Source organism: Kocuria sp. SL71, assembly GCF_026672465.1.
Classification (GTDB): Bacteria; Actinomycetota; Actinomycetes; order Actinomycetales; family Micrococcaceae; genus Kocuria; species Kocuria palustris.
In genome coordinates this window covers 1,818,745-1,836,315 of record NZ_JAPPRE010000001.1, presented here as the reverse complement: position 1 = coordinate 1,836,315, position 17,571 = coordinate 1,818,745, and the positions used below count along the sequence as shown (strand labels likewise).

Sequence of the window (17,571 nt, the reverse complement as noted above, 5' to 3'; positions counted from 1 at the left end):
CTGTGCCCGGGTCTGGGATGATGGCCCCCATGTCCTCAGCGATCGTCCATCTGCTGCGTCACGGCCAGGTCCACAATCCGGACCGGATCGTGTACGGCCGCCTGCCCGAGTTCCGCCTGGCCGAGCGCGGCCAGGAGATGGCCCGGGTCGCCGCCCAGTCGCTGGCCCAGCGACGCGACGAGCAGGGCGCGCGGATCGTGCACCTGGTGGCCTCGCCGCTGCTGCGCACCCGCCAGACGGCGCAGCCGGTGGCCGAGGCCCTCGATCTGCAGATCCACCCGGATGAGCGCGTGATCGAGCCCTGGAACCACTTCGAGGGCCACCACGTGGACGCCGCCGAGCTGGCCAAGCCGGTGCACTGGCCGCACCTGATCGACCCGCTGCGCCCGTCGTGGGGTGAGCCGTACCGCAGCATCGTGGCGCGCATGGCCGAGGCGGCGCTGGCGGCGGGGCGCCGGGCCGTGGAGATCGGCGGCGACGGCGCGGAGGCCGTGATCGTCTCCCACCAGCTGCCGATCTGGCTGACCCGCCTCTCGGCCGAGGGCCGCCGCCTGCCGCATGACCCCCGCAAGCGGCAGTGCAACCTGGGGTCGCTGACCTCCCTGCACTTCACTGACCTCGACTCCGGGCGCCGACCCGCGGTGACCTATGCGGAGCCGTCGGCGCACCTCTACTCAGGGGTCAACCAGCTTCCCGGGTCATGATGGCCCGCGCCTCCGCGGGCCCCTCCGCACCGCCCGCGCCCCTCGTCCGTTCCGAACCCCATCCTCAGGTGAGCGCATCGTGATCCGTCCTCCCCGCACTGCCCGCCCGCACGTCGACAGCGCCGCTGGCGCGGCCGAGGACGCCCGGGTCCGTCCCACGCGCCGCGCGCTGCTGGGCCTGGGCGGAGCAGGCTTGGGGGCCCTGGTGCTCTCCGCCTGCTCGGCCAAGGAGGACGACCTCGCGCAGCAGGCCAACGCCGGCGGGGACACCGGATACATCGCCGGGGACGGCTCCGTGAGCGAGTACCCCGAGGACGACCGCTCCGATCCCGTGGACTTCGAGGGCGCGCTGTTCGACGGCACCGAGGTCACCGGCGAGCAGCTGCGCGGGAAGCCCGTGCTGCTCAACTTCTGGTACGCCGGCTGCGCTCCGTGCCGCAAGGAGGCCCCGGACCTGGTCGAACTGGCCCAGGACTTCGAGGACCGTGTCGCGTTCTACGGCGTGAACGTGCGCGACGAGCAGGCCACTGCGGAGGCCTTCGAGCGCACCTTCGAGATCCCGTACCCGTCGTTCGAGGACCGCGACGGAGGCGTGCTGCTGGCCCTGTCCAAGCACGTCCCGCCGCAGGCCGTGCCGACCACCCTGGTGCTCGATTCCCAGGGGCGCGTGGCCACCCGGATCCTGGGCATCGCCGACCCCTCGATCCTGCGCACCGTCCTCGACGACGTCACGTCGGCCTGAGGCGCTCGTGATCGACGGCAATCCCTTCGCCGAGACCGTCCTGGACGGCTCGCTGCTGGCCGCGCTGCCGGTGGCGGCGCTGGCGGGGCTGGTCTCCTTCGCCTCGCCCTGCGTCCTGCCGCTCGTGCCGGGCTACCTGGGTTACGTCACCGGGCTGACCGGGATCGACCTGCAGAAGCAGAAGCGCGGGCGGATGCTCGCGGGGATCGGGCTGTTCGTGCTCGGCTTCACCCTGGTGTTCCTGCTGATGTCGGTCGTGCTGGCGCAGCTGGGCGCGCTGCCGTGGCTGCGCGGTCAGGGCTGGGTCATGGTCGTTCTCGGGGTGCTCGTGATCGTCATGGGGCTCGTCTTCATGGGAGGGATCGGCGCCCTGCAGCGCGAGCGCAAGATCGAGCGGCGCCCGCCTCCCGGGCTGTGGGGTGCCCCGCTGCTGGGCATCACGTTCGGACTGGGCTGGGCCCCGTGCATCGGGCCCACGTTCGCGGCGGTGCAGGCCCTGGCCTACAGCGGCGGCTCCTCGGTGGGCAAGGCCGCGCTGCTGACCGTCGTGTACTGCCTGGGCATGGGCATCCCGTTCCTGATCGCGGCCCTGGCGCTGCGCCGCGGGATGGGCGCCCTGGACTTCTTCAAGCGGCACCGGGTGGCCCTGCAGCGCTTCGGCGGGCTGATGCTCGTGGTGATCGGCCTGCTCATGGTCAGCGGCGTATGGACGGCCTTCGTCTCGTGGATCCAGTCGGAGCTGGTCCAGGACTTCGTGCCGGTGATCTGAGGCGGAGGATGGACAGCGCACAGGATGATGCCCCGGCTCCCGGACAGGAGCACGGCACGGGCAGGGATGAGCACACCAGGGCGCACGGCGCCCGCAGCGGACGAGGGAGCACAGTGAGCACAGCGCAGAAGGACCCCGGGGGAGGATCGAACCAGGAGGTGACCGTTCCGTCGCTGGGGCCCCTGGGGATGCTGCGCTGGGCCTGGGCCCAGCTGACCAAGATGAACACGGCGCTGTTCCTGCTGCTGATGCTGGCGGTCGCCGCTGTTCCGGGCTCGATCTTCCCGCAGCGGGTCCAGGACGTCGCGGCCGTCAACGACTACATCGACTCGAACCCGCGGCTGGGACCGATCCTGGACCGGCTGCAGATGTTCGACGTCTTCTCCTCGGTGTGGTTCGCGGCCATCTACCTGCTGCTGTTCATCTCGCTGGTGGGCTGCGTGCTGCCGCGCGCTCGCAAGCACTGGCAGGCCTGGCGGGCCCAGCCCCCGCGCACACCGCGCCGGTTCTCCCGCCTGCCCGTGCACCGCAGCCTGCGCATCGGCGGGGCCGATGGCACCGAGGCCCCGTCGGCCGCGGAGATGGTCGAGCGCAGCGCGGCGCTGCTGAAGAAGCGCGGCTACCGCGTGCACCTGCGCGACATGGACACGCCGACGCCGTCGGTGGGCGCCGAGCGCGGCATGTGGAAGGAGGTCGGCAACATCCTCTTCCACGTGGCCCTGCTCGGCATCCTGATCTTCATGGCAGTCGGCGCGATGTTCGGCTTCAAGGGCCAGAAGATCCTGACGGTGGGGGAGACCTTCGCGAACTCGCTGATCAGCTACGATTCGTTCACCCCGGGCTCGAACTACGACGCCGACTGGCTGGCCCCGTTCACGCTGACCGTGGACGACTTCCACATCGACTACAACCGCGACACCGATGACCCCGGCAGCTACGGCCAGCCGCTGGGCTTCGACGCCGACGTCACCGTCCAGGACGGTCCCGACGACGAGCCGCGCCAGGAGAAGCTGTCGACCAATCAGCCGGTCTCCTCGAACGGGGTGCGCTCGTACCTGATCGGCAACGGCTACGCGCCGACCGTGCGGGTCACCGACGGCGACGGAGACGTCGCGTATGAGGGCCCCGTCATCACCGTCCCCGAGGACCTGACGAACATCTCGGCGTTCACGCTGAAGGTCCCGGACTCCCAGCCCGAGCAGCTCGGCTTCACCGGCACGTTCCTGCCGACCGGCTACGTCGACGAGGCCTCCGGCCAGCTGACGTCGATCGACCCCGACCTGGGCAACCCCACGCTGGTGCTGTCCGTGTACTCGGGCGATCTGGGCCTGGACAGCGGTGCGCCCCAGAACGTGTACGTCCTGGACGTCGAAGGTCTGCAGGAGCAGGCCTCGCCGAGCACCCCCGGCGGTCCGCTGGTGCTCAACGAGCAGAACCCGAAGGCCGAGCTGCCGAACGGCCTGGGGGAGATCGAGTACCTGGGCACCGAGCGCTACGTCGGGCTGGACGTGAACTACGATCCGGGAACGGCCGGGGTGTTCATCTCGTTCATCCTGGCCTTCGCCGGGCTGATCATGTCGCTGTTCATCGTGCGACGCCGCGCCTGGGTGCGAGTGCGCACCGAGCAGACCCCGGAGGGGCCGCGCGCGGTCCTGGAGTACGCTCTGCTGGCCCGCGGGGAGGACCCGCGGCTGGAGTCCGAGGACGAGGCGCTGCACGAGCTGTTCAGCGGTGAATGGGAGCACATCGGCGTCGCAGACGATGTCGATGAGGATGCGGAGGCGCCCGGCGCCTCGAAGGTGGGAGAATCACGAGCATGAGCACTGAAGTGAACACCGCGCTGGGGACATGGTCGGAGCTGTTCATGCTCCTGGCCGCCCTGGTCTACCTCTGCGTCTTCATCTGCTTCGCCTGGGACATGGCGTCCCATTCGAAGACCCTGAGCGAGGCCGAGAAGCGCACGGCAGCGCGCAGCTCCTCCCGCAGCCGCGAGCTCGTGGGCGCTGGCGGCGGGGCCTCGAGCGCCTCCGGGCCGGAGGAACCGGAGCGCGACGAGCGCAACGACTCCGGTGCGGGCAACCGCGCCGGAAGCCGCCGGGGCGTCTCGGAGAAGCTCGAGGGCCAGGTCGCCGACTCCCGCATGGGCTATGGCACCTCCGAGCGCCGCCCGGCAGCGCGCGCTGCCATCGTGCTGATGGTCATGGCCTTCGCGATCCACCTCGTGGCCGTGGTGTCCCGAGCGATCGCAGCCCAGCGCGTGCCGTGGGGCAACATGTACGAGTTCTCGACCACCTCTGCGCTGATCATCGCCGGGATCTACCTCATCATGCTGATCCGTCGCGATCTGCGCTTCGTGGGCGTGATGATCTCGGGCCTGGTCACGCTGCTGCTGACCATGGCCACGATCGCCTACCCCACCCCGGTCTCCCCGCTGCAGCCGGCGCTGCAGTCGTACTGGCTGATCATCCACGTCTCGATCGCCGTGGCGTCGTCCGCGATCTTCGCGGTCACCTTCACCATGTCGATCCTGCAGCTCATCCAGGACCGCCGCGAGCGCCGCATCCTCGACGGCGGCGAGCCGGGCTGGGCCTTCATGCGCTCGGTGCCCTCGGCCAAGACGCTGGAGAACTTCGCCTACCGCCTCAACAGCGTGGGCTTCGTGTTCTGGACCTTCACCCTGGCCGCCGGCGCGATCTGGGCCCGCGACGCCTGGGGCCGCTACTGGGGCTGGGATCCCAAGGAGGTGTGGACCTTCGTCATCTGGGTGGTCTACGCCGCCTACCTCCACGCCCGCGCCACCCGCGGCTGGACCGGAACCCGCTCGGCCTGGCTGTCGATCGCAGGCTTCCTGTGCGTGCTGTTCAACTACTTCATCGTGAACACCCTGTTCGAGGGCCTGCACTCCTACTCGGGGCTGTGAGCCGGCTTCCGGCTCCCTCCGCTTCCCGGACCGCCCCTCATGGCAGTTCTCGGGCGGGTCTCGGGTCTGGTGAGCTCGGAGGAGGGGGTGCCATGCTCGCTGCCATGGACGATCCTTCCGGCGACCTCTCTACGGAGCCCCGTCGCGCCGCAGAGCTTGTGCGCCTGGCGCACCAGCGCCTGCTCGGCACCGCCTCAGGCCTCGATGACGCCCAGATCCGACGTGCCTCGCTGCTGCCGGAGTGGTCAATCGGGCACGTGCTGACCCACCTGGCGCGCAACGCCGACGGGCACAGCCGCCGACTCGCAGCATCCCTTCGGGGAGCGGATGAGCCGAGGTATCCCGGTGGTGCGCAGCAGCGCCGGGACGAGATCGACGAGGGCGAGGGTCGGCCCGCGGCGCAGATCCTGCGCGACCTGCAGGAGTCCTGCGGCCGTCTGGACGGGGTGCTCGCCGCCATGGATGCGGCGGGCTGGCCCCACCCTGAGCTCCTGGGCCGCGACTCCTACGGCACGAGCGAGGAGCCGGCGCACCGGCTGCGCGAGGTCGAGATGCATCATGTGGACCTCGGCCTCGAGTACACGTCCGCCGACTGGCCTCAGGAGTACGTGGCCTGGGACCTTCCGCAGCTGCTCGCAACCGTCCCGCAGCGCTGGGGATCGCTGTCGAGCCAGCACCGGCTGCTCGCCTGGCTGGCCGGTCGAGCAGACCCGCAGGATGCGCCGCAGCTCGATCCCTGGGGCTGAGCTGCGCGCGGGGATCCCGAGGGATTCAGCGCGCGGAGGGATCCGCCCCGGGGGCGCTCGGCGCGTCGTCGTCCGGGTCCTCCGAGCCCGGGGCCCGGTCCTGGTCGGACTGCGGCTCATCGGCCGGATCGTCGCCGGCCTGTTCCTCGCCGGGCTGCTCGCGGCGCTGCCGCTCGCGCTCGGCCTGGCGTCGCTGGCGGTCCAGCTGGCGCAGGAACTCGGGGTCGTCGTCCGGGCCCTTGCCGCGGGTGGGGACGGAGCCGGGGGAGGCGTAGCGCGGGCGGCCCAGCGTCAGCCACAGGATGCCGCCGATGACCGGCAGGAGCAGGATGATCGCCAGCCACGGACCGCGGCGCAGGCCGCGGATGTCGCGGGCGTCCGAGCGCGCGCAGTCGATCAGCGAGTAGATGATCACGCCCACAGCCAGAGCGATCACGCCGATGATGAGGATTGCTCGGATCATGTCTCCATCGTACGGGGAGGCCCGACCCCGCGATCAATCGCGACGGGGCCGCGACGTCCGGGTCCCGTCCTCAGCGCGCCGAGTGCACCGACTCCGAGCACTGGGCAGCGGACGACCCGCTCGCGGCCGCGGCCGTCGGCTTCGCGACCTCATCGGCGGTCGTCGCCTCCGAGACGCTCCCCGCATGCGAGCCGCTGCGATGCTGCAGGACCGACCAGCCGACGGCGGCCAGCCACAGGACGGCGATCCCCAGCAGCACGGCGTGGGGAGACCGTCGCAGGGGCGTCCAGCGCATCCGCCCCGAGCAGGGTCCGGGCGTTGGTGAGCACGATCAGCCCGCCCACGGCCGGGCCGAGCACGCGCGAGGGGACGCGGCGGACCAGCGCGGCGGCGATGGGTGCTGCGATTACGCCCCCGATCAGCAGGGCCAGCACCCAGGACCAGGTGATCCCCTGGCTGCCCAGGGAGAAGAGGAAGCCGAGCGAGGCGGCCACGGTGACCAGGAACTCCGCGGAGTTGATCGAGCCCACGACCTTCCGGGGCTCCAGGCGGCCGTCGGCGAGCAGGGCGGGCGTGCCGACGGGGCCCCAGCCGCCGCCTCCGGCGGCGTCCATGAAGCCGGCGAAGAGCCCGAGCGGGGCGAGCAGCCGTGCGGGGATGGCTCGTCCCAGTCGATCGCTGCGCAGGCCGCCAACGGTGAAGCGCACCAGGATGAACAGGCCCAGGGCGAGCAGCACTGCGGACATGAAGGGCCTGGCGGCAGCGGCGTCGAGGTTCGACAGGGCCGTGGCCCCCAGGAAGGCGCCGATCGCACCGGGGATCCCGATCTTGGCCACGACGCCCCAGTCGACGTTGCCGAAGCGCCAGTGGGAGAGCCCGGACACGAGCGTGGTCCCGACCTCGGCCAGGTGCACGGTAGCCGAGGCGGCAGCCGGGTTGGCCCCGATCGTGAGCAGCAGCGTGGAGGTCGTGACGCCGTAGGCCATGCCCAGGCCGCCGTCCACGAGCTGGGCGGCCAGGCCGACGAGGGCGATGAGGACGAGCATGCGCATGCGGGACTCCCGGGCAGTGAGGTGGGGCGGATCGTGGACTCGGCAGCGCCGCGCGGGCGGGGCGAGCGCCGCTTCCGCAGCCGATCCACTATTCCCATCAGGATGATGGGATTTGCTGTGCGCGAGCATTCCAGGGCCCTGGGAAGGGCGTCAAAGTCCGTGAAACAATCGACACATGGAGATCTCCGCACGCGCCGAATACGCGATCAGGGCCATGCTCATGCTCGCCGAGGCGCACGCGGCGGGCACCGCCGCCATGCCGGCCCAGGAGCTGGCCCAGCGTCAGCAGCTGCCGGCCAAGTTCCTCGAGGTGGTCCTCGGGCAGCTGCGCCGTGGGGGGCTCGTCGTCAGCCGCCGCGGAGCCGCAGGCGGCTACCGGCTGGCCTCCCAGGCGCAGGAGATCACAATCGGCGCGGTGATCCGCACGGTGGAGGGGCCGCTGGCCGGCATCCGGGGGCAGCGCCCGTCGGACACCGCCTACACGGGTGCTGCTGAGCACCTGCCGGTCGTGTGGGTCGCGCTGCGCTCGGCCATGCGCCGGGTGCTCGACGAGGTCACGCTGGCAGATGTCCTGACCGGCAGCTTCCCGGAGCACGTGCGGGCCTTCGCCGAGGAGCCCGGAGCCTGGACGGACCGCTGGCCGATCGAGGGCGGGCGCTCGCAGGGCTGATGCCCGTGCGCGCGGAGGCCGCATCCAGGGGCGGGCCGTAGGATGCTCCGGTGAACTTCCTGAAGTACTCCGCCCTGCGCCTGGCCATCCTCGCCGTCGCGTTCGTGCTGTTCATGGCACTGGACCTCGGCCTGATCTTCTCCGGCATCGCCGCCGTGATCGTGGCGTTCGCGGTGTGCTATCTCTTCTTCCCCAAGCTGCACATCGCCGCGAGCGAGGACCTCAACCGCGCGATCTCGCGCTCGCCCAAGCCCCGCAGCCGAGAGCGCCTGCGCGACACCCGGGACGAGGACGCCGAGGCCGACGCCTACCGCCGCAGCCGCGGCGAGGACGACCTTCCCTGAGGATGCGGAAGGGGCCCGGGCGCACCAGCCCGGGCCCCTGAACGCGGCCGCTGAGGCCCTGAACGCAGGGCCGCCTGTCTCACAGGCTCTGGTGCGCCACCACGGCGATGAGGAACAGCACGGACCACACGAGGTTGAGGATCCCGCACTGCTTGAGCACCGGGATCAGCGCGGTGCGCTCGGTGGCACCCAGCACGGTGCGCGCGGCCATGATCGCCAGCGGGGCCGCCAGCAGCACCAGCAGGAACCACGGGTTCTGCGGGAGCAGGAACACATGCAGCGCGAAGGCCAGCCCGAGCTCGGCGGTGAAGACCACGCGGGCCCAGCGATCGCCCAGCCGCACGGCCAGGGTGCGCTTGCCGACCTCCTGGTCGCCGGGGATGTCGCGGATGTTGTTGGCCATCAGCAGCGCGCAGGCGAACAGTCCCGTGGCCACGGCGGCGATCCAGGCCTGCAGGTTCAGCTCGCCGGCCTGGGTCATGGCGGTGCACAGCACGGCCACGAGCCCGAAGTAGACGAACACCGCCGCATCGCCCAGCCCGCGGTAGCCGTAGGGCCAGGGGCCTCCGGTGTAGCCCCAGGCGGCCAGCACCGCGGAGGCGCCGATCACCAGGAACCACCACTGGCCTGACAGCGCCACCAGGGCGACGCCGGCCACCATGGCCAGCACGAAGCAGCCCAGCGCGGCAGCCAGCACCTGCCGCGGTGCGGCGGCCCCGGAGCCGACCAGGCGCATGGGGCCCACGCGGTCGTCGTCGGTGCCCTTGATGCCGTCCGAGTAGTCGTTGGCGTAGTTCACGCCGATCTGCAGCAGCAGCGCCACGGCGAAGGCCAGCAGCGCGCGCACCACGTCCGAGCCCCACATGGACTGGGCGGCGGCGGTGCCGGCGATGACCGGGGCCAGGGCCATGGGCAGGGTGCGCAGGCGCGCGCCCTCGACCCACTGCGCAGGTGTAGCCACGAACAGGACCTCCTCGGCCGACGGCTGTGAACCGGCCCATCATTTCATGAGAACCCGACGGACCCGACCGCTGCTCAGCCGCTGACGCCCTCCAGCAGGCGGCGCACCTCGGCCCGATCCGGCTTGCCGGTGACGAGCATGGGCATCTGCGCCGCGATGAGCCAGCGCTTGGGAACGGCCGCAGCGCCCAGTGCTGAGCGGATCTCGGCGGACAGCCGCTCCCGCAGCGCGGTCTCCTCCCGCTGATGGCCGCTCGAGCGCGGGACGACGAGCGCGGCCACGGCCTGTCCCCACTGCGGATCCGGCACCCCGAGCACGACGGCCTGCTCGATCTCGGGATCGCGCAGCAGCTGCTGGGCCACCACGCCGGCCGAGACCTTGAGCCCGCCGGTGACCACGACGTCGTCGGCGCGACCGGCGATCTCCAGCAGCCGCCCGTCCCAGGTGCCGAGGTCATCGGTGCGGTACCAGCGCCGGCCGTCGATCAGGCGGACATGGCGGGCGGTCTGGGCATCGTCGTCGAGGTAGCCGGTCGTGACCGCGTCCCCGCCGAGCCAGATCCGCCCGGATCCCTCGGGCGCCAGCGGGGCGCAGCCCTGCGCAGGAGCCGGTGACGAGGACCCCTCCGAAGCCTCGATCCGGACCTCGATGCCGTCGAGCGGTCGGCCGTCGTACACGCAGCCGCCGCAGGTCTCCGACATCCCGTAGGTGGTGGCCACGCGGGCCCCCAGGGCGCGGGCGCGCTCGAGCAGCACGCGCGAGGCCGCCGAGCCTCCGAGCAGCACCGAGTCGAAGGATGCCAGCGCCCGGCGCACCGCGCGCCCGCCTGCCGGGTCGTCTGCGACCTCGACCAGTCGGGAGAGCTGGGTCGGCACGAGCGAGACGTGCCGGACCTCGCCCGTCATCCTCTCGGCGGCGCCCGCGAAGGCCTCGGCGCGGAAGGGTCCGTCGTCCATGATCACCGGCTCGGTCCCTGCAAGTGCCGATCGGGCCAGGACCTGGACACCGGCCACGTAGTGCGCGGGCAGGCACAGCAGCCACTGGCCGTGCCCGCCGGTGCGCACGGCTGTGGCCTCACCGGAGGCGCGCAGCGACTGCGCCTCGAGCACCGTGGCCTTGGGGCGCCCGGTCGAGCCCGAGGTCGAGACGACGACGGCCGGACCGGGCCGCGACAGCGCATCCCGGAGCCGCTCGAGCAGACCGGCCGCACCGCCGAGCCCGGGCAGGGCCTGAGGGCCGTCGAGGACAACGGCGTCCGAAGGCAGGTCCGCGGTGCGCGGCGCCGGCATCGCGCGACCGGGCAGCTCCTGCTCCGCAGAGGAGGTGTCCGCCACGGGGATCAGAAGTAGTACGGGTAGGACGACCAATCGGGATCGCGCTTGCCCAGGAAGGCATCGCGGCCCTCGACGGCCTCGTCGGTCATGTAGGCCAGGCGCGTGGCCTCACCGGCGAAGACCTGCTGCCCGACCATGCCGTCGTCCGGGAGGTTGAAGGCGTACTTGAGCATGCGGATCGCCTGCGGGGACTGCGCGCAGATCATCCGGCACCACTCGATGGCCGTGGCCTCGAGCTCGGAGTGCTCCACGACCTCGTTGACCGCGCCCATGCGGTGCATGTCCTGGGCGGAGTACTCGCGGGCCAGGAAGAAGATCTCGCGGGCGTTCTTCTGACCCACCTGGCGGGCCAGCAGGGCGGAGCCGTAGCCGGCGTCGAAGGAGCCGACGGTGGCGTCGGTCTGCTTGAACCTCCCGTGCTCTGCCGAGGCCAGCGTGAGGTCGCAGACCACGTGCAGGGAGTGCCCGCCGCCTGCTGCCCAGCCGGAGACCGCGGCGATCACGGGCTTGGGCATGGTGCGGATCAGACGCTGGACCTCCAGGATGTGCAGGCGCCCGGCGCGGGCCGGATCCACCGACTCGGCGGTCTCGCCCTCGGCGTAGCGGTAGCCGTCGCGGCCGCGGATGCGCTGATCGCCGCCCGAGCAGAAGGCCCAGCCGTCGTCCTTGGCCGACGGGCCGTTGCCGGTGAGGATCACGGCGCCCACGTCCGAGCTCATGCGGGCGTGATCGAGCACGCGGTAGAGCTCGTCCACCGTCCCCGGGCGGAAGGCATTGCGAACCTCGGGGCGGTCGAAGGCCACCCGGACCCAGGGCAGGTCGCGCTCGAGGGCGCCGTCGGGTCCGCGCTGGACGCCGCGGTGGTAGGTGATGTCCGTCAGGTCCTCGAACCCTTCGACCGTGCGCCACTGCACGGGATCGAAGATCTCGGAGACCTGGCGGGAGAGCTGGGATGCGCTGGAGTCGTTCACAGCGGCCAGTCTACGAGCGCTCGCCGACGCCGGAACGGGCCCGCTGGGGCCGTCGACGCCCACGGAGCTGCTGCCGCACGGCAGATGGGAGACTGGCCGGATGATGGATCTGGACCTCGAGCGCCTCGGCGCGGACCTGCCCTTCGCGCAGGCCGTCCCGCGGCTGCGGGCGGCGCTGGCCGGCCACGGAGTCGCCGTCGTGGAGGCGCCTCCGGGCACCGGCAAGACCACGCTCGCCCCGCCGGCGGCGGCCCTCGAGCTCGGGGCGGATGCGCGCAGCAGGGTCGTCGTCGTGCAGCCGCGGCGGGTGGCCGCGCGGGCCGCGGCCCAGCGGCTGGCCCAGCTGAGCGGAACGAGGCTCGGCGAGCTGTCCGGGCTCACCGTGCGCGGGCAGCGCGAGGTCGGCTCGGGGACTGCCATCGAGTTCGTGACCCCGGGCGTGCTGATCGGGCGCCTGCTGGCGGACCCGGAGCTGAGCGGGACCCGAGCGATCGTGCTCGACGAGGTCCACGAGCGCGGCCTGGAGATCGACCTGCTGCTGGGCATGGTCCTGGAGCTGCGCCAGCTGCGCGAGGACCTGGCCCTGATCGTCATGTCCGCCACCCTCGACGCCGGATCCTTCCGCGACCTGATCGGGCAGGCGCTCGGGCTGGACGAGGTACCGCTCGTGGACAGCCGGGCGGTCGAGCACCCCCTCGAGGTCCGCTGGGCTCCGGGGACGGGGCCGCGGCTCGACGAGCGCGGCGTGCGGCGGGAGTTCCTGGACCACGTGGCCCGCACGGCGCATCGGGAGCACGAGCGCGGCCTGGCCCAGGACCCTGGCCTCGACGCCCTCGTCTTCCTGCCCGGAGCCGGGGAGGTCTCCCACGTGGCTGCTCGGCTCCGGGAGCTCTCGGAGGCCGAGGTGCTCGAGCTGCATGGGCGCATCCCCGCGCACGATCAGAACCTCGCGGTGGCCGGGCGCGAGCCGGACGGCCGCCCCCGGATCGTTGTCTCCACGGCCCTGGCCGAGTCCTCGCTGACGGTGCCCGGAGTGCGCCTGGTGATCGATGCCGGTCTCTCGCGCGAGCCGCGCAGGGACGCGGTGCGCCGCATGTCCGGGCTCGTCACGGTCTCGGCCTCTCGGGCCTCGGGACGGCAGCGGGCGGGCCGTGCCGCGCGCACCGGTCCCGGAGCGGTCGTGCGCTGCTACGACGAGTCGGTGTGGGCGGCCATGCCCGAGCGCGCCGTCCCGGAGATCCGCACGGCCGATCTGACCTCCGCAGCGCTCGTGCTGTCCTGCTGGGCAGCCCCGGGAGGCAAGGGCATGGCCCTGCTGGATCCGCCTGCGCCCCGGGCCCTGGCCGATGCTCACCGCACGCTGCGCTCGCTGGAGGCCCCCGACGAGGACCTGCGTCCCACTGCCGTCGGCCGCCGCCTGGCGGGGCTGCCGCTGGATCCGCGCTGGGGCCGCGCTCTGCTCGTCGGCGCACAGTCGGTGGAGGAGTCCACGGCCGCCGAGATCGTGGCGGCCGTCGCCGACGACCACCGGGCCCCCGACGGCGACCTCGCCGGTCTGCTGCGCGAGCTGCGCCGCGGGCAGCATCCGGGCTCCCGGCGCTGGCAGGCCGAGGCTCGACGGCTGCGCTCGCTGATCGCGGGAACGGCTGTGGAGCCGTCTGGCGAGTCGCCTGGCCCCGAGCCGCAGCGGCGACGAGCCGATCCCGAGGGGAGCCGAGAGCCCGCCGCTCACGCCCCTGCCGATGCCCAGGAGGTCCTCGGGCTGGTGGTGGGCCTGGCCTTCCCCGAGCGGATCGCCCGGCGGATGGATGAGCGCGGCGAGCAGTGGCTGCTGGCCTCGGGGACCCGCGCCGGCCTGCCTCGCGAGTCCCCGCTGGTCCACGAGCAGTGGTTGGCCGTCGCCGATGTCACGCGCTCGCAGGCCTCCGCCGCCGCGGGCACCGGGGCCCTGATCCGCGCTGCCGCCGGGCTGGAGCGGGCCACGGCCGAGCGCGCCGCGGGTCGACTGCACCGGCGCGAGCTGTCCGTGCGCTTCGTCGACGGGCGGGCCAGGGCTCGCGACGTCGAGTCGCTGGGGGCCATCGAGCTCGCGGCCACCCCGGCGCGCCCGGACCCCGAGCAGGCCGCCGAGGCGATCGGCCGTGCGCTCGAGGAGCAGGGCCCGGCGCTGCTGGAGATGTCCGGGCAGGCGCTGCAGCTGCGCGCTCGGATGGCGGCCTGCCACCGGCACCTGGGCGAGCCCTGGCCGGCCATGGACGACGACTCCCTGGGAGCCCAGGCGCAGGTCTGGCTCGGCCCGGAGCTCGCGGCGCTGGCACGAGGGGCCTCGGTGCGCTCGATCGACACCGTCTCGGCTCTGCGACGGCTGCTGCCCTGGCCGGAGGCCTCGCGCTTCGAGGAGCTGGCCCCTCAGCGGCTGGCCGTGCCATCGGGCGCCTCGCACCGGATCCTGTGGCCGCAGCAGTGGGAGTCCGAGGAGGTCGCGCTCACCGACCAGGAGGAGCAGGCCGGCAGCGGGCGCGGGCAGGTCCCGCAGCCGATCGTGCGGGTCAAGCTCCAGGAGTGCTTCGGCCTGGCGGAGTCGCCCCGGCTGCTCGACGGTCGTCTGCCGGTGCTCTTCCACCTGCTCTCCCCGGCCGGGCGGGAACTGGCGATCACGGCCGATCTGGCCTCGTTCTGGGACGGGCCGTACCGCCAGGTCCGCGCCGAGATGCGCGGGCGCTATCCCAAGCACCCGTGGCCGGAGGACCCGTGGGCCGCCCAGGCCACCGCCAGGACCCGTCGGCGCGGCTGAAGCCGGCAGCGGCGCGGGAGGCTCTGCCGCGACCTGGCCCGGAGTCGGACAGGGGGCCCGGGACGATGCTCATCGTCCCGGGCCCCCTGAGGCTTCAGCGCAGCTGGATCGCTCAGCCGTTGTGCGCCCACGGCGCGGGCGGGGTGCCGCCCTCGGCGGCGCCGGTGGCCCGAGCGGAGCCGTCCGCGTCCTGCGCAGAGCTCGCACCGGCCTGGCCCGGCGCCGAGGCCGCACCTGCGGCACGGGGAGCTTCGAGCTCGGAGTCGTCCTCCGGCAGGCCCTCGCGGGAGCGGGCGACGGCGGCGTCGAAGTGGTCGTCGATGCCCGGCTCGTTGCTGTAGGTGGCCAGGGAGACCAGCACGGCCACGATGAGCGCGGCGGCGAAGCCAGGGATGATCTCGTACAGATCCGCCCACGGGGTCGAGGGCCAGATCAGCACGACGGCCGCGCCGACCACCATGGAGGCGGTGGCGCCGTAGCCGGTGAGCTTCTTCCAGTACAGCGACAGCAGCACGATCGGGCCGAAGGCCGCGCCGAAGCCGGCCCAGGCGAAGCCGACCAGGGCCAGGATCGATTCGGACGGGTTCAGGGCCATGAGCGCGGCGACGACCGCCACGACGAACACGGCGGCGCGGGAGACCCACAGCGACGAGCGACCGGTCAGAGGGCGGCGGCGCAGCAGCAGCATGAGGTCCTCCACGAACGCGGAGGCGGTGACCACGAGCTGCGAGGACAGCGTGGACATGATCGCGGCGAGCACGGCGGCCAGCACGAGCCCGGCCACGAACGCCGGGAACAGGCCGATCGCGGAGTCCAGGAACACGGTCTCGGCAGTCTCGGAGTTGGTGAGGCTCACGCGTCCGCGCTCCACCAGCGGGATCGCGAACAGGGCGGTGAGGATCGCGCCGATCGCGCACAGGGCCATCCACACGATGTTCCAGCGGCGCCCGGAGACGGCCTCGTGGTGGCTGCGCAGGGCCATGAAGCGCACCAGGATGTGCGGCTGGCCGAAGTAGCCGAGGAACCAGGCGAACAGCGAGATCGCGCCGATGGCGCCGCCGGCCGCGCTCCAGTCGAAGAGGTTCCAGGCGCCGGGGTGGACCTCGTCCACGCGCTGGACGATGGTCGCCGGGCCGCCGGCGATGATCATGGTCACGACGGGCACCGCCAGCAGGGCCAGGAACATCAGGGTGCCCTGCACGAAGTCGGTGAAGCTGGCGCCCAGGAATCCGCCGATCAGCGTGTAGAGGATCGTGACCGCGGCGATGACCAGCATGCCGATCAGGTAGGTCTCGCTGTTGGACCAGCCGAAGCTCTGCTCGAGGGCACCGCCGAACGAGGCCGCCGCGAAGTTGCCGCCGGCGACCATGCCGGAGGAGATGTAGAACGTGAAGAAGATGAGGATGACCAGTCCCGAGACCACCCGCAGCATCCGGCCGCCGCGCACCAGGCGGTTGCCGAAGTAGGAGGGGAGGGTGATGGCATTGCCGTACTGCTCGGTGAACAGGCGCAGTCGCGGGGCCACGACCTTCCAGTTGACCCAGGCTCCCAACGTCAGGCCGATGGCGATCCAGGACTGTGCCATGCCGCCGAGGTAGAGCGCTCCGGGCAGGCCCATGAGCAGCCAGCCGGACATGTCGGAGGCGCCGGCGGACAGCGCGGCGACCGGGGCGGGCAGATCGCGCCCGCCGATCATGTAGTCGTCCTTGTCATTGGTGCGCGTGGACGCCCAGAGGCCGATGCCGACCATCGCCAGGAAGTACAGGGCGATGGCGGCCATCATCCACCAGAAGCCGGATCCTGCTTCGATCATGGGTTCCTCTCCGCCTCGGTGCGGATGGGGCGCGCAGCGGCGTCCATCGATCGTCCGGGCGTGTTCTCCGAATCGGGAAGTGCGGGGGTTGCGGGCAGCGGGGCCGCTCAAGCGGGTCGCGCGAGATCGTGCGGTCCTGCGGGTCGGGCTGCGGAAGGGCAGCAGCCCGGACCGCGGTGGGCGAGTGCCAGGCAGCGCCCAAGCGCGGACAAAACGACTGAAAGGATACGGGAAGGTCGCTCATCGCCCCCCGATATGACGCAGATATGCCGCTCTGACCTGGGGCGATGAAAAGCTTGACAGGTTGTGTCCAGGTGGTGTCTGGGCGTCGCTCAGCCGGTCTCGGCGGCCCGGCGCGGGGGGTCCAGGATCCAGGGGCCCTGGTCCAGGCGCACCTCGTCGAAGCGCTCGAGCACATCGGAAGCTGTGCGGATGCCGTCGCCGAGCCCCAGGGAGGCTCCGATCCAGCCCATCGCCTCACCCGGCCCCACCCCCAGGCCGCGCAGGTCTGCCAGGCTCACGGCGCCGTCGCGCTTGGCCAGGCGGTCGCCGTCGGGATTGAGCACGAGGGGGACGTGGATCCACTGCGGCTCGGGCAGCCCGAGCAGCTGCGCCAGATGGGCCTGCCTGGGCGCGGAGGACAGCAGGTCGTCGCCGCGCACCACCTGATCGACGCCCTGATGGTCGTCGTCGACGACGACCGCGAGGTTGTAGGCGGGGCGGCCGTCGTTGCGCACGAGAACGAAGTCGTCGACGGCAGCGGTGTGCTCGCCCAGCAGGCGGTCGCGGACGGTCGCGGACTCCGTCTGGGCGCGCAGTCGCAGCGCGGCCGGGCGCTCGGCGCGGCGGGCATCGCGCTGGGCGGGCGTCAGATCGCGGCAGGTGCCCGGATAGGCCCCCGGCGCCCCGTGCGGCGCGCCGCCTGAGGCCTCGATCTCCTCACGGATCTCGCGGCGCGTGCAGAAGCACTCGTAGACCAGATCGCGCTCGCGCAGCCTGTCGACGGCCTGGAGGTGCGCCGGGATCCGCTGCGACTGCACGAGCACGGGCTCCTGCCAGTCCAGGCCGATCGCGGCCAGGTCCTCGAGCTGGCGCTCGGCCGCGCCCTGCCTGACGCGGTCGAGGTCCTCGAGGCGCAGCGCGAACCCGCGGCCGTCGGCGCGGGCGATCGCCCAGGCCAGCACGGCGGTGCGCAGATTGCCCAGGTGGAGGTCTCCGGAGGGGGAGGGCGCGTAGCGCCCGGATCCGCTGCTCAGCATGGCCACCACCGTAGGCCACGCGCGGTGCG

Annotated in this window: 16 protein-coding genes; 9 read left to right on the top strand and 7 right to left on the bottom strand. The window is 72.4% G+C overall.

Features of this window, described 5'->3' with window-relative positions; genetic code table 11:
- Positions 1-29 precede the first annotated feature (29 nt).
- The 6 genes from OVA15_RS08275 to OVA15_RS08250 all read left to right on the top strand — a co-directional run bounded on the left by OVA15_RS08275 (position 30) and on the right by OVA15_RS08250 (position 5,881).
- Positions 30-704 (top strand): histidine phosphatase family protein, encoded by a 675-nt coding sequence (locus OVA15_RS08275; RefSeq protein ID WP_204782195.1) that lies wholly within the window; start codon positions 30-32, stop codon positions 702-704.
- A gap of 79 nt (positions 705-783) precedes the next feature.
- The gene (locus OVA15_RS08270; protein WP_024289864.1) at positions 784-1,446 is read left to right on the top strand and encodes a TlpA family protein disulfide reductase; all 663 of its coding nucleotides are present in this window, start codon (positions 784-786) and stop codon (positions 1,444-1,446) included.
- 10 nt (positions 1,447-1,456) lie between these two features.
- Complete coding sequence (locus OVA15_RS08265) at positions 1,457-2,215, top strand: cytochrome c biogenesis CcdA family protein (protein WP_024289865.1); 759 nt, start codon at positions 1,457-1,459, stop codon at positions 2,213-2,215.
- Between the two features lie 113 nt (positions 2,216-2,328).
- Complete coding sequence (gene resB / locus OVA15_RS08260; RefSeq protein WP_268144267.1) at positions 2,329-4,035, top strand: cytochrome c biogenesis protein ResB; 1,707 nt, start codon at positions 2,329-2,331, stop codon at positions 4,033-4,035.
- Positions 4,032-5,135 carry a c-type cytochrome biogenesis protein CcsB gene (gene ccsB / locus OVA15_RS08255; protein WP_268144265.1) on the top strand — a complete coding sequence of 368 codons (1,104 nt, stop codon included), beginning with the start codon at positions 4,032-4,034 and terminating at the stop codon, positions 5,133-5,135. The genes resB and ccsB overlap by 4 nt, the downstream gene beginning before the upstream one ends.
- Before the next feature lie 92 nt (positions 5,136-5,227).
- Positions 5,228-5,881 carry a maleylpyruvate isomerase N-terminal domain-containing protein gene (locus OVA15_RS08250; RefSeq protein ID WP_024289868.1) on the top strand — a complete coding sequence of 218 codons (654 nt, stop codon included), beginning with the start codon at positions 5,228-5,230 and terminating at the stop codon, positions 5,879-5,881.
- 25 nt (positions 5,882-5,906) lie between these two features.
- Here the strand turns inward: OVA15_RS08250 and OVA15_RS08245 are convergent, their stop codons facing one another.
- Both OVA15_RS08245 and OVA15_RS08240 read right to left on the bottom strand, forming a co-directional pair.
- Positions 5,907-6,344 (bottom strand): PLD nuclease N-terminal domain-containing protein, encoded by a 438-nt coding sequence (locus tag OVA15_RS08245; protein WP_024289869.1) that lies wholly within the window; start codon positions 6,342-6,344, stop codon positions 5,907-5,909.
- A gap of 149 nt (positions 6,345-6,493) precedes the next feature.
- Positions 6,494-7,396, bottom strand: coding sequence for a sulfite exporter TauE/SafE family protein (locus tag OVA15_RS08240; protein WP_326493271.1), 903 nt, complete (start codon positions 7,394-7,396; stop codon positions 6,494-6,496).
- Positions 7,397-7,571: 175 nt separating this feature from the next.
- Between OVA15_RS08240 and OVA15_RS08235 the strand changes: the two genes are divergently transcribed.
- Positions 7,572-8,066 carry an RrF2 family transcriptional regulator gene (locus OVA15_RS08235; protein WP_268144262.1) on the top strand — a complete coding sequence of 165 codons (495 nt, stop codon included), beginning with the start codon at positions 7,572-7,574 and terminating at the stop codon, positions 8,064-8,066.
- 50 nt (positions 8,067-8,116) lie between these two features.
- Positions 8,117-8,410, top strand: coding sequence for a DUF4229 domain-containing protein (locus OVA15_RS08230; RefSeq protein ID WP_024289871.1), 294 nt, complete (start codon positions 8,117-8,119; stop codon positions 8,408-8,410).
- A gap of 79 nt (positions 8,411-8,489) precedes the next feature.
- On the opposite strand, the gene OVA15_RS08225 is transcribed toward OVA15_RS08230, so the two are convergent.
- From OVA15_RS08225 to OVA15_RS08215, 3 genes are all read right to left on the bottom strand, one after another.
- Positions 8,490-9,371, bottom strand: a complete 882-nt coding sequence (locus tag OVA15_RS08225; RefSeq protein ID WP_204782190.1) for a 1,4-dihydroxy-2-naphthoate polyprenyltransferase — start codon at positions 9,369-9,371, stop codon at positions 8,490-8,492.
- 74 nt (positions 9,372-9,445) lie between these two features.
- Positions 9,446-10,705 (bottom strand): AMP-binding protein, encoded by a 1,260-nt coding sequence (locus OVA15_RS08220; protein WP_268144260.1) that lies wholly within the window; start codon positions 10,703-10,705, stop codon positions 9,446-9,448.
- Between the two features lie 5 nt (positions 10,706-10,710).
- Positions 10,711-11,676 (bottom strand): 1,4-dihydroxy-2-naphthoyl-CoA synthase, encoded by a 966-nt coding sequence (locus OVA15_RS08215; RefSeq protein ID WP_268144258.1) that lies wholly within the window; start codon positions 11,674-11,676, stop codon positions 10,711-10,713.
- A 100-nt stretch (positions 11,677-11,776) separates the two neighbouring features.
- On the opposite strand from OVA15_RS08215, the gene hrpB reads away from it, so the two are divergent.
- Positions 11,777-14,470 carry an ATP-dependent helicase HrpB gene (gene hrpB, locus OVA15_RS08210; RefSeq protein ID WP_268144256.1) on the top strand — a complete coding sequence of 898 codons (2,694 nt, stop codon included), beginning with the start codon at positions 11,777-11,779 and terminating at the stop codon, positions 14,468-14,470.
- Between the two features lie 112 nt (positions 14,471-14,582).
- Here the strand turns inward: hrpB and putP are convergent, their stop codons facing one another.
- The gene (gene putP, locus OVA15_RS08205) at positions 14,583-16,283 is read right to left on the bottom strand and encodes a sodium/proline symporter PutP (RefSeq protein WP_268144254.1); all 1,701 of its coding nucleotides are present in this window, start codon (positions 16,281-16,283) and stop codon (positions 14,583-14,585) included.
- A 332-nt stretch (positions 16,284-16,615) separates the two neighbouring features.
- Positions 16,616-17,542 (bottom strand): tRNA glutamyl-Q(34) synthetase GluQRS, encoded by a 927-nt coding sequence (gluQRS, locus tag OVA15_RS08200; protein ID WP_268144252.1) that lies wholly within the window; start codon positions 17,540-17,542, stop codon positions 16,616-16,618.
- Positions 17,543-17,571 lie beyond the last annotated feature (29 nt).